Here is a 12,377-nt window from a genome sequence, read left to right on the forward strand (position 1 = left end):
AAAACGTTAGAACTTCACCACTTCCCAGTAAGCCTTCTTGGGCTGCTGGTTCTGATCAAACAGCAGCGGGTAGTTTTTGCGGCCGACCACGGGGTAAGTATCCAGCCAGGTGTACTTGTCGGAGATGTTCCAGAACGTGACGCCGGTCAGCACTTTGCGGTAGTCGCGGAAGACTTTAAAGAACATCCGGTACTGCGCGGCCTGCTGCTGCTCCAGCGCGGACGTGTAGGCATCCGATTCGCCGGGCCGTTTGGCGCGCTTCTCCTTTTCCCAGGGGTAAATCGAGACGTCGAGCTCGGTAATCTGCACTTTCAGGCCCAGGGACGCGTACTGGTCCAGGGCCTTCCGCAGCTCAGTTTCCGTGGGTTCCTGCAACGACCAGTGCCCCTGCAGGCCCACCGCGTCGATGGGCACCTTGGCATCCTTGAGCTTCTTGAGCAGCTTGAATATCCGCTCCCGCTTCTCGGGCCGTTCGGTGTTGTAGTCGTTGTAGAACAGCACCGCCTGGGGGTCGGCCTCGTGGGCGTACTCGAAGGCTTTGGCAATGAAATCCTCCCCGCAGATCTGGTACCATTCCGAGTTGCGCAGGAATTCGTTGGGGTTGTCGCTGATGGCTTCGTTCACCACGTCCCAGGCGTAGATCTTGCCCTTGTAGCGCTGCACGACGGTGAAAATATGGTCGTGCAGGCGCCGGAGCAGCACTTCCTTGCTCACCGGCTGGCCCGCCGCGTCCTTGAAGAGCCACTTCGGAGTTTGCTCGTGCCAGAGCAGGTTATGGCCCCGCACCCGCAGCTTGTTATCCTGGGCGAATTGCACGATTTCGTCGGCGTCGCGCCACTCGTAGCGGTTTTCCTCCGGATGAATCGGGCCCATCTTCATGGCGTTTTCCGGCGTGATGCTGTTGAAGTGCTGCTTGATGAGCTCCCCTTCCGCGCCCTTCAACCCCGCCGGCGACACGGCCACGCCCACCGGAAAATAGTCCTTGTAGTAATCCTTCAGGCCCTTTTCGGGGGCTTTTTGCTGACTGCTGAATACGGTGAGGCCGGCTAGGAGCAGGCCGGCGGTGGTGAGTTTGCGGAAGGGAGCAGTGGGCTTCATGAAGGTGGGTTTGTCAAATTTGAACGTCATGGCGGGCGGAACCCCACCCCAACCCCTCCCCTCTGGGAGAGGGGCTTATTTTACTTTGGCAACGGAACCGTTAACAGTCATTGCAATGCTAACCTAAGCCCCTCTCCCAGAGGGGAGGGGTTGGGGTGGGGTTACTTCACCTCCAGCACCACCACCGACTGCGGGGGCAGCTCCACGACCAGGTTGCCGCCGCGCTTTTTGGCCCCGTTGAAGGCAACCAGCTTCACCTTATTCGGCTTGTCGAAGGAGTTGTAGTCGTTCACGTTGCCGGAAGTCAGCATGCGGCCCGACACGGTTTTCCAGGTCACGCCCGGCAGCGTAGTTTCCAGCTGCAGGGTCTTTTTCGTGTCGAGGTTGACCAGGGAAATGTGCACCGCCCCGCTGGCGTCTTTCGAGGCCGAGGCGTTCAGCGCCGGCAGCTTCTGGCCGTTTAGCTCGTAGTCGGGGCTCTGGAACTGTAGGGGCAAGTACTGCGCGTTCTGATGCACCTGATACAGGTCGAAGACGTGGTAGGTGGGCGTGAGCAGCATCTTTTCCTTGTCGGTCAGCACCAGGGCCTGCAGCACGTTGACGGCCTGAGCCAGATTGGCCCCGCGCACCCGGTCGCAGTGGTTGTTGAAGATGTTGAGCGTGGTACCGGCCACCAAGGCGTCGCGCAGGGAGTTTTGCTGGAACAGAAACCCGGGGTTGGTGCCGGGTTCCACGTCGGTCCACACGCCCCACTCATCCACCAGCAGCGCCACCTTTTTCTGGGGGTCATACTTGTCCATAATGGCCGCGTGCCGGGTCACGATGGGTTCCATTCTCAGGCAGTTCTTCATCGTGTTGAAGTACTGGGTTTCGTCGAAGCCGGTGGCCGCGCCCTTGCTGCCGCTCCAGCTGCCGGTGGGCAGGGTGTACTGGTGCAGCGTGAGGCCCCACATCTGGTCGAGCGGGATTTTCTTCATGCACGTCTCGGTCCAGTTGGGGTCGTCGCCGTTGGCCCCGCTCACGATGCGCCTGAGCTTGGGGCTGCCCGGGTAGTTGTGGGCGAAGGTGGCGTAGCGCTTGTAGACGTCGGTGTAATAGTCGGCCGTCATGTTGCCGCCGCAGCCCCAGCTTTCGTTGCCGATGCCCCACATCTGCACGCCGTAGGGCTCGGGGTGGCCGTTTTGCCGGCGCTGCTGGGTGAGCGGGGTGTCGGCGTTGGAGTTGAGATACTCCATCCAATTCGCCATTTCCTGCACCGTCCCGCTGCCCACGTTGGCCGCCAGATACGGCTCGGTGCCGAGTAGCTTACAGAGCTCCAGAAATTCGTGGGTGCCGAAGGAATTGTCCTCTACCGCGTCGCCCCACCAGGTGTTGATGGTATGGGGGCGCTGGGTGGTGGGCCCTACTCCGTCGCGCCAGTGGTAGGCGTCGGCGTAGCAGCCGCCGGGCCAGCGCAGGTTGGCCACTTTAATCTTGCGCAGGGCCTCCACGATATCCATCCGGATGCGGCCCTGCTTGGGCACGTTCAGGCCGGGATCAGCCCAGAAACCGTCGTAGACGCAACGGCCCAGGTGCTCGGCGAAGTGCCCGTAAATGTCTTTGCTGATTTGCAGCTGCGGGGTTCCGGGCTGCACGGTCAGGCGTACCGTTTGGGCAAAAGTCAGGTTAGCCGCGGCCAGCACGAAGCCGGCTGCCGCCACAAGGCGCTTCAGGTTGAACATCGAGAGGATTGAGGGAATTTTTCGATGGGGAAAGAACAGAAAGCGCAAAAAACAACCCGGGCGGCCGGCCTCCCAACCAGCCGCCCGGGCGTATTCTTACGCGCGTTTAGCGGTCAGCGGCGCCGACTGCAGCGCGCTCAGCACCGTGCGCAAACCCTGCTCGGCGTTGTCGCCGAGATGGATGCGCAGGGTGCGGCGGTTGTAGTCGTGCAGAGCCTGCAAGTCGCCGGCGGCCTGGGCATTCTTGAACGTCCCGAAGGAGTACGAACGGCCCGGCAGCGCCAGGTCCTGCGGATGATCCACGGTGAACTGCACGAACAAGCCCTTGTCGGGGCCGCCCTTGTGGTACTGGCCCGTGGAGTGCAGGAAGCGCGGTCCGTAGCCCGAGGTGGTAGCCAGGTGCAGCTGCTCCTGGACTTGGGTGCGCAGCTCCGCGAGGCCCTTGTTCAGCTCGTCGGATTCAGTCAGGTAGGCCTGAATGTTGAGGAAGTCGCCGTCCTTGGCCTGGCCGAAGAAGTTCTGGAGTACCTCGGCCGCGCTGCCGCCCGATACGGCGGAGAAGTACGACACGCCGTTTTCCGTCACCTTGGCTTCGTCGCCGGCGGGCAGGCTGCCCTGCTCCTGCACCACCTTCATCAGGCGGTCGGTAGCGGTTTTGGCGGCCTGCACGTTGGGCTGGTCGAAGGGGTTGATTTCGAGCACGGCGCTGGCTACGGCCGTAGCCACTTCCCAGCGGAAGAACTCCGCGCCCAGGTCCAGGGCATCGTGCATCCGCACCGAAATAACCGGGTGACCAGCGGCCTGCAAGGCAGCCAGCTTGGCCGTATTATCGGCGTCAGCGTCATTTTCATATCCCACGTACACGAATACGCGGTCCTGACCGTAGACTTCCGGCTCGCGGGCGGGCTCGCCGGCCACGGGTAGAATGCCTTTGCCTTCCTTACCGGTGCTTTCGGCAATGAGCTGCTCCAGCCACAAGCCCAGATCAGCCAGCGAATCGGGTACAATCAGGGTGAGTTTGTCGCGGCCTTGCTGGGCCAATACGCCCAGGGCCACGCCCAGCTCCAGGCCGGGATTCTGCTCTACCGAACCATACGCGCCGTTGGCGCGCATCATGCGGATAGCCCGCTCCAGAATTTCGCCGATGTTGAGGCCGTACAAGGCAGCTGGTACCAGCCCGAAGTACGACAAAGCCGAGAACCGGCCGCCCACTTCGGCGAAGTTGAGGAAGATGCGGCGGTAGCCCTGCTCGGTGGCCGAGGTCACGAACTTGGAGCCCGGGTCGGTAATGGCCACGAAGTTCTCGCCGGCCTTGTCGCCCTTGATTTGCTTAACCCGGTCGTAGAAATAGTCGCCGAAGGCCAGGGGCTCGGCCGTGGTGCCCGACTTGCTGGCCACGATAAACAGCGTGTCAGCCAGCGGCACCGATTCTTCAATCTGGCGCACCGTGCCGGGGTCGGTGGTGTCGAGCACCGACATCGGCAGGCCGGTTGAGCCCATCGGGAAGGACGATTTGAACACAATCGGGGCCATCGTGCTGCCGCCCATGCCCATGACCACCACGTGCTTGAAGCCCGCGGCCTTCACGTCGTTGACGAACTGCTCGATTTCGGGCACCGCCCCTACCATCGTTTCGGCCACGCGCAGCCAGCCCATGAAGGAACGGATGCTCTGCTGGCCTTCGGCGTCCTGCACCCACAAATCGGCCTGCTTGTTCCAGAAACCCTCGGTGAAGTTCTTGGCATTCAGCTCCTGAATTTTGGCGTCCACGGCGGCCTGGTACTGGCCCAGCTGCATGGTGGCTTCGGCGACGCTCGAATCAAGCGAGGTCAGGCGCTTTTTCTCGATGGAGTCCATCAGCTTGGCGAAGGGCTCCTTGAATTTCTTGGCCCCGTCTACTTCCAGGAAGTTGGTGTGCTCTTCCAGGTTGATGCCCAGCTCGGGCAGGCGGCGCAGCACCTCGGCGGCTTGGTCGAGGCCTTCCTCTAGGCGGTTGGCCGATTTGCCCCGTTCCCGGAAAATATCCAGGGTTTCGACCGGCACGGTGTTCACCGTCTTGGGGCCGATGAGGTTTTCCACGTACTTCAGGTCGTCGTACTTGGGGTTCTTGTTGCCGGTGCTGGCCCACAGCAGACGCTGCGTGTCGGCACCTTTGGCAGCCAGGGCTTCCCAGCGCGGGCCGGCGAAAATCTCCTGGTAAATCTGGTAGGCCTGCTTGGCGCTGGCCAAAGCCACTTCGCCTACCAGCGACTGGGCCAATTCGCCCTTCTCGCCCCCTTCGGCGGCAATTTTCTCCAGCAGCGGGTCAATCAGTACGTCGATGCGCGAGAGGAAGAAGCTGGCCACGGAGTCGATGTTCTCGATGGGCAGGCCGGCTTTCACCCGGTCTTCGAGGCCCGAGATAAAGGCTTCGGCCACCAGGCGGTAGCGCTCCAGGCCGAAAATCAGCGTCACGTTGACGTTGATACCTTCGGCAATGAGGCGGCGGATGGCGGGCAGGCCTTCCAGCGTGGCCGGCACCTTAATCATGACGTTGGGCCGGTTCACGGCTTTCCAGAACCGGATGCCTTCCTCAATCGTGCCCTCGGTGTCGTTGACCAGCTCCGGCGACACTTCCAGGCTCACGTAGCCGTCGGAAGCGTTGTCGTGGCTGTCGTAAAGCGGGCGGAACAGGTCGCAGGCGTGCTGCACGTCGGCCACGGCCAGGGCGGTGTAGATTTCGTCGGTGGTTTTGCCCTGCAGGGCCAGGCTGCGGATGGCCGCGTCGTAGTCGTCGGAGCCGCCGATGGCCTTCTCGAAAATGGCCGGATTCGACGTGACGCCGCGCAGGGCCTCGTCGGTAATGCGCCGCTGCAACTCCCCGTTGATCAGGATCTTGCGACGGATAAAGTCCAGCCAGATGCTTTGGTCGAATTGACGGATGTCAACTAATGGATTCATAGGGTTTCAGTTTGAAGTCGTTCCAAAGATCAGGAAACTCCTTCTTTAGGCTTTCACCGGGCCCGTTTATTTTGCTATAAATCCCTGATTTCCTACCTGATATTTTGCGGTAGGCCAGTGCAAACCGGAGCGCGACCGGTAGCGCGAACTGTGTAGTTCGCGTGGCTGAACGACCATCGTTGCAGAGGCGCGGGGTACGCGAACTACACAGTTCGCGCTACGACGCGGGGCTAGAAAGCAAACAGTGAGGCGCGCCAGCCGGCGGATGTAGCCGCCAACGTCCTGCGAAAAGCTCTCCCTCGATTCGCACTGCGCGCTGGTGCGCCTCGTTCTGCTTCCTCCTCTCCCACCCTTGCTGGCAGCCGGGCTGCCAGTACAATTGGTCGGGCGAAAAAGTACGGTCGGCCGGCAGGCGTTGCAGCACCTGCGCGGCCGGCTTTCCTCACTCACCTTTTATGATGCTTCGGGGTGGTGTAGAGACGCATACTTGCGTCTCGTCGTCCGCGCCGCAACAACGCTTGTCGTTCAACGAGGAGACGCAAGTATGCGTCTCTACACCGTTCTTAGATGTACTGGTTGATGATGCTTTCCAGCCACTCCTGCTTGCCGCTACGGGGCGTCGGCTCACCCGACTCGTGGGCAATTTTGCGCAGATCTTCCAACGTCAGCTGGCCCTTCTCGAAGGCCGCACCGGCACCGGAATCAAACGAGGCGTAACGCTCCTGCCGGAACGTGCGGTAGGCCGATTTTTCCAGGATGGCATCGGCCGTGACCAGGGCGCGGGCGAAGGTGTCCATACCGGCAATGTGGGCAATGAAGATGTCTTCGAGGTCGGTGGAGTTGCGGCGGGTTTTGGCGTCGAAGTTGATGCCGCCGTGCCGGAAGCCCCCGGCTTCGAGGATGATGAGCATGGACTCGGTCAGCTCGTTGAGGTTGTTGGGAAACTGGTCGGTGTCCCAACCGTTCTGGTAGTCGCCGCGGTTGGCATCCATTGAGCCCAGCATGCCCGCATCAGCGGCTACTTGCAACTCGTGCTCGAAGGTATGGCCGGCCAGCGTGGCGTGGTTTACTTCCAGGTTGAGCATGAAGTCGTTTTCCAGGCCGTGCTGCTTCAGAAAGCCGATTACCGTGGCCGCGTCGAAGTCGTACTGGTGCTTGGTGGGCTCGGCGGGCTTGGGCTCGATGAAGAACTTGCCCTGGAAGCCCTGCTGGCGGGCATAGTCGCGGGCCATGGTCAGGAAGCGGGCCATGTGTTCCTGCTCGCGCTTCATGTTGGTATTGAGCAAGGTCATGTAGCCTTCCCGGCCACCCCAGAACACGTAGTTTTCGCCGTTGAGGGCAATGGTAGCGTCAATGGCGTTCTTCACCTGCGTAGCGGCGTGGGCCACCACCTGGAAATCGGGGTTGGTGCTGGCCCCGTTCATGTAGCGCGGGTTCGAAAACACGTTGGCCGTGCCCCAGAGCAGCTTGACGCCGCTGGCCTGCTGGTGCTCCTTGGCGTAGTCCACGATGGTAGCCAGGTTGCGCTCATACTCGCTCAGCGACGAGCCTTCGTCCACCAGATCAATGTCGTGGAAGCAATAATACGGCGTGCCGAGCTTGGTGAAGAACTCGAAGGCGGCGTCCATCTTGTCCTTGGCGCGGCCGATGATTTCGTGGTGGGCATCCCAGGCGAAGTGCTTGGTGCCGGGGCCGAACGGGTCGCCGCCGGTGCCGGTGAAGGTGTGCCAGTAGGAAACCGCGAAGCGCAGGTGCTCCTTCATGGTTTTGCCGGCCACAAGGCGGTTTTCGTCGTACCACTTAAAGGCCAACGGGTTGTCCGACTCGCGTCCTTCGAAGCGGATGGTGTCGATGCCGGTGAAATACTCGGTTTTAGAAAGCGTGTTGGATGACATGCCGAGGGGTGGTTGGTAAGGGTACGATTTGGTGTAAAATGCCTTGCCAGCGGGCGTAGGCCGTCTGATATTGCTCTTGCAGTTCGGCCGTGGGCTCCAGAGTCAGAATCCGCTCCAGGCCGTTGAATGCTTCGGAAGTACTGGCGTACACACCGGCCCCGACGCCCGCCCCGCGGGCCGCGCCCTGGGCCGCGTCGGTGTTGAAGAGCTCCAGCTCCACGCCGGCGCTATTCACGAAGGCCTCCCGGAAAATCGGGCTCAGAAACATGTTGGCGTTGCCGGCCCGCACCTGGCGCACCTGCACCCCCGACTCACGCATGATGTCGACGCCGTAGTTCAGGGCGAAGACGATGCCTTCCTGGGCGGCGCGGGCCACGTGCACCCGGCCGTGCTGGTTGAAGTTGAGGCCACGCAATTCGGCTTCGAGCTGGCGGTTTTCCAGAATCCGCTCGGCTCCGTTGCCGAAAGGCAGAAACGTGAGGCCATCGGCACCGACCGGGGCCTGGGCCGCCAGCTGGTTCATGGCCTCGTAGCTGATGTCGCCGAGGACCTTGCGCAGCCAGCTGTTCAGGATGCCGGTGCCGTTCATGCACATCAGAACCCCGTTTTTGGGCTGCTCCGGCGTGCTGTTGACGTGCACGAAGGAGTTGACCCGGGAGCGGGAATCCGAGGTCATGGTGTCATTGATGCCGTAAACCACGCCGCTGGTGCCGGCCGTGGCGGCTATTTCGCCGGGCTGCAGCACGTTGAGCGAAAAGGCGTTGTTGGGCTGGTCGCCGGCCCGGTAGCTGATGGGCGTGCCGGCCGTGAGGCCCAGCTCCCGGGCCGCTTCGGGCGTGAGCTGGCCCTGCACCGAGAAGGTGTCGACGACTTCGGGCAGCAGGGCAGCGCTGATGCCGTAGTAGTCGAGCAGCTCCTGGGCAATGGCCTGCCGCTTGAAGTTCCAGAAAACGCCCTCGGAAAGGCCCGAAACGGTGGTTTGAAGCTGATTGGTGAGCTTGAAGGCAATGTAGTCGCCGGGGAGCTGGATTTTGTGGATGCGGGCGTAGATATCGGGCTCGTTTTCGCGCACCCACTTCAGCTTGGAAGCCGTGAAGTTGCCGGGCGAGTTGAGCAGGTTTTCCAGGCAATACGCCTGGCCCAGGTCCTGGAACGCCTGGTTGCCGTAGTCCACGGCGCGGCTGTCGCACCAGATAATAGCGGGGCGCAGCACCTCGCCTTGCTTATCGACGAGCACGAGGCCGTGCATCTGGTAGGTGATGCCGATACCGGCAATCAGGGCCGGGTCGAAGTCGTGGGCGGCGCGCAGCTGTAGGGTGGCATTCACCACTTCCTGCCACCACCGCTCGGGGCGCTGCTCGGCCCAGTCGGGCTGGAGCGCGGTTATTTCCATCTCCTTCTGCGGCGAGGTGACCGAGGCCACGCACCGGCCGGTTGCGATGTTGAGCAGCGAGGCCTTGATGGACGAGCTGCCGATGTCGTAGCCGAGGAGGTATTTCATGGGGCGGAGTACGGCCGGTTCCGCTCCGGTGGAGCGGCTGAGCCGGGTGGGAATGGTATGGAGGAAAAGGCCAGCGCCAGCGTCGTTGGCGACGGGCTGACGGGGGCGAAACTCAGGGCGGCAGCCGGCTTATCTACCGGACTTGTTGTTCGAAGATAGATAGCTCAGAGATAGGAAAGTCAATCCAAAAACCTCATTTCAAGGCTAATTTCGAATATAAAATACCGCAACCGTTTCCGGAAACGGTTGCGGTAGGTGAACGGGGTGAAATTATTTTTCGGGAAATAGTAGCCTCCCAATCACTGAATAATGAAAGGAGTTACCAGAGTTAGAAAAACCAGTTCCCCTCCTCAGATGACTCCGCGAATAAAGCGGACCGGGGCTAGGGGTGGTTGAAACGATAGAACAACCTTTTAGAACTAGTGCTAAAACTTGTTCTGACGCGTTGGTCAACCACTCCTAACCCCGGTCCGCTTTATTCGCGGAGTCATCTGAGGAGGGGAACTAGCTTTCTAGCTTTTAATCAATGGCCACCGGGCTGCCGGTTAGCATCAGCTCGGCCTGCGCTACGCTTTTCCTGGCTACAGCTGGTGGCAGGGGCTGCCCGCCACCGGCGAAGAGCAGCACCCGGCCGGGCTGTTGGGCGCGCTGGCCCTGCTGGTTGAGCAGGGACAATTGCCGGGGCGTGAGTGTGAATTGCACCGTCTGCATCTCCCCCGCTTGTAGCGGCACCCGGCGGAAGCCTTGCAGGGCGTGCAAAGCCACGCGGCCCTGCGCGCCGGGGTGGCGCACGTAGAGTTGCACGACCTCGTCGCCGGCCCGCTTCCCGGTATTCTGCACGTCCACGCTGACGGTGACGGGCTGGCCGGTGGCGGCCGTGGCGGGCACTTTCAGGTTGGAATAGCGGAACGTGGTGTAGCTCAGGCCGTGGCCGAAGGGAAACAGCGGCGTGCCCCGGAAATAGCGGTAGGTGCGGCCCTGCATGTCGTAGTTGTCGAAGGGCGGCAGCTGGCTTTCCGACTCGTAGAACGTGACGGGCAGGCGGCCGGCGGGGTTGTAGTCGCCGAAAAGCACGTCGGCCAGGGCCGTGCCGGTAGCCTGCCCGCCGTACCAGCTGTTGACGATGGCCGGCAGGTTCTGGGCTTCCCAGGGGCAGCCCAGGGCGCTGCCGGTCAGCATCACAAACACCACCGGCTTGCCCGTGGCGTGCAGCACTTTCAGCAATTCAGTTTGCACCTTGGGCAGGGCAATGCTGGTCCGGTCGCCGCCGCTGAAGCCTTCCACGTTCACCTTCATTTCCTCGCCTTCGAGCCGGGGCGAGATGCCACCCACGAAAACAACGGCGTCGGCGTCCTTCACCTGGGCCCGGATGTTGGCAGCATTCATGGGCACGACGTGGGCGCCGGTGAACTTGAGAATAGTGCGGCGGTCGGTTTGGAAGTATTCCAGCCGAAGGTTCAGCTTCTGGCCGGCAGTAACTTTCATTATGTGCTGAGTGGTCGACACGCCGCGGCTTTTCCAGTTGTCAAGCACCAGCTTATCGTTCACAAACAGCCGGTATCCATCGTCGCCGGTGATTTGCAGGGCCAGCTCTTCGGTTTTCTGCGGGGTAAACGTGGTCTGGTAGCGGGCCGAAATGTTCTCCGACAAAAGGCCCGGCACGATTTCCTGCTTCACATTGGCTAGGTACCGGTCAAGGCCGGCTTCCTGCTGGGTGGCCACGGGCGCACCTTCCAGGTTGGGGCCCCGAAAATATTCGGCTTTAAAGCCCGGCTTGCCCTCGTAAGCCAAGCTGGGGTTAATATCAAAGGTTTCGTAAACGACATTGCTGGCGTAATCCACGCCCTGCATGTACACGACCTGGGTGCCGGGGCCGACTTTGGCCCGGATGCCTTCCAGCGGGGTCACGTTGGTGGTCGGGAAGCCGTTGTAGTTGCCCAGCTGCACGGCGTCGTTGTCGGCATTGGGGCCCAGCACCACGATTTTCTTCAGATTCTGGCGCAGCGGCAGCATATTCCGCTCGTTCTTGAGCAGCACCACCGACTCGCGGGCCATGCGCAGGGCGTGGGCCTGGTGCGGGGCGCTTTCCACCACGCTCATGGGTATCTGGGCGTACTTCACCTGCTCTACGGGGTCGAACATGCCCAGCTGGAAGCGGATTTTGTAGAGCCGTTTCACCGATACGTCGAGCTGATTTTCGCTGATCAGGCCTTTCTGCACCGATTCGAGCAGGGAGTTGTAGGTAAACAGCTGGCCGGTGGCGCACTCCAGGTCGGTGCCGTGGAGCACGGCGTTGGCGGCGGCGGTGGCCGCGTCGGGGTCGGTTTTGTGGTGCTGCCAGAAGTCGTTGAGCCCGTCGCAGTCGGAGGTGACGTAGCCTTGGAATTTCCACTTGTCGTAGAGAATCTGGTTCATCAGTTTGTCGCTGCCGCAGCAGGGTTGGCCGGCGTAGGCGTTGTAGGCGCACATCACGCCCGCCACTTTGGCGTCCACAATCAAGTCCCGAAACGCCGGCAAATACGTGTCCCAGAGGTCATAGTCACTGATCTGGGCGTTGAATTCGTGGCGGCTCGGCTCGGGGCCGCTGTGCACGGCAAAGTGCTTGGCGCAGGCCGTAATCTTGAGGTACTTCGGGTCGTCGCCCTGAAAGCCCTTGACCAGAGCCATGCCCATCTGCCCGGTCAGGTAAGGGTCTTCGCCGTAGGTTTCCTGGCCCCTACCCCAGCGCGGGTCGCGGAAGATGTTGATGTTGGGCGTCCAGAACGTGAGGCCCTGGTAAATGCCCCGCTCGCCGCGGCGGGCGTACTCGTGGTGCACGGCCCGGGCCTCGTCGGAAGTAATGGTGGCCATGCGCAGCATGGCGTCCTGGTCGAAGGTGGCGGCCAGGGCAATGGCCTGGGGAAACACCGTGGTTTTCATACTGGTGCGGGCCACGCCGTGCAGGGCCTCGTTCCACCAGTTGTAGGCCGGAATGCCGAGCCGGTCGATGGCCGGGGACGCGTTAAGCATCTGCGACACTTTTTCGGGCAAGGTCAGGCGTCCCACTAAGTCATCTACGCGCTGGTCGAGGGGCAGCTCCGGGTTGCGGAAAGGCAATTCGGCCGGATTGGCGGGCGCCGCAGCCGTTTCGGACGCCGCCGCGCTGGTCGTGCTGGGCTGGCGCTGACTCGAAGCACAGCCCAGCAGCAAGGCCAGGCCCAGAAAAAGGAAAGGATTTTTCAT

6 protein-coding genes are annotated in these 12,377 nt (G+C 61.8%); all 6 read right to left on the reverse strand.

From position 1 onward, the window contains the following. Positions 1 to 6: 6 nt before the first annotated feature. Entirely contained in the window at positions 7 to 1,128 is a 1,122-nt protein-coding gene (locus E5K00_RS11915; RefSeq protein WP_245328265.1) for an endo-1,4-beta-xylanase, read from the reverse strand. A gap of 131 nt (positions 1,129 to 1,259) precedes the next feature. Further along, positions 1,260 to 2,819: an alpha-N-arabinofuranosidase gene (locus E5K00_RS11920; protein WP_135463440.1), complete on the reverse strand. Its 1,560-nt coding sequence runs from the start codon at positions 2,817 to 2,819 to the stop codon at positions 1,260 to 1,262. A 96-nt stretch (positions 2,820 to 2,915) separates the two neighbouring features. Continuing rightward, positions 2,916 to 5,759, reverse strand: coding sequence for a bifunctional transaldolase/phosoglucose isomerase (locus E5K00_RS11925; RefSeq protein WP_135463441.1), 2,844 nt, complete (start codon positions 5,757 to 5,759; stop codon positions 2,916 to 2,918). 563 nt (positions 5,760 to 6,322) lie between these two features. Next, positions 6,323 to 7,654, reverse strand: coding sequence for a xylose isomerase (xylA, locus tag E5K00_RS11930; protein ID WP_135463442.1), 1,332 nt, complete (start codon positions 7,652 to 7,654; stop codon positions 6,323 to 6,325). Further along, positions 7,632 to 9,155 (reverse strand): xylulokinase, encoded by a 1,524-nt coding sequence (locus E5K00_RS11935; protein WP_135463443.1) that lies wholly within the window; start codon positions 9,153 to 9,155, stop codon positions 7,632 to 7,634. Before E5K00_RS11935 ends, xylA begins: the two co-directional genes overlap by 23 nt. Positions 9,156 to 9,674: 519 nt before the next feature. After that, the gene (locus E5K00_RS11940) at positions 9,675 to 12,377 is read right to left on the reverse strand and encodes a glycoside hydrolase family 3 C-terminal domain-containing protein (RefSeq protein WP_135463444.1); all 2,703 of its coding nucleotides are present in this window, start codon (positions 12,375 to 12,377) and stop codon (positions 9,675 to 9,677) included.

Origin of the sequence: Hymenobacter aquaticus (genome assembly GCF_004765605.1) — a bacterium.
GTDB classification, from domain to species: Bacteria; Bacteroidota; Bacteroidia; order Cytophagales; family Hymenobacteraceae; genus Hymenobacter; species Hymenobacter aquaticus.

Excerpts from the sequence above, each read along its gene's own strand:
- E5K00_RS11920 (WP_135463440.1), bottom strand. The coding sequence starts at position 2,819 with ATGTTCAACCTGAAGCGCCTTGTGGCGGCAGCCGGCTTCGTGCTGGCC.
- E5K00_RS11925 (WP_135463441.1), bottom strand. The coding sequence starts at position 5,759 with ATGAATCCATTAGTTGACATCCGTCAATTCGACCAAAGCATCTGGCTG.
- E5K00_RS11915 (WP_245328265.1), bottom strand. The coding sequence starts at position 1,128 with ATGACGTTCAAATTTGACAAACCCACCTTCATGAAGCCCACTGCTCCC.
- xylA (WP_135463442.1), bottom strand. The coding sequence starts at position 7,654 with ATGTCATCCAACACGCTTTCTAAAACCGAGTATTTCACCGGCATCGAC.
- E5K00_RS11940 (WP_135463444.1), bottom strand. The coding sequence starts at position 12,377 with ATGAAAAATCCTTTCCTTTTTCTGGGCCTGGCCTTGCTGCTGGGCTGT.
- E5K00_RS11935 (WP_135463443.1), bottom strand. The coding sequence starts at position 9,155 with ATGAAATACCTCCTCGGCTACGACATCGGCAGCTCGTCCATCAAGGCC.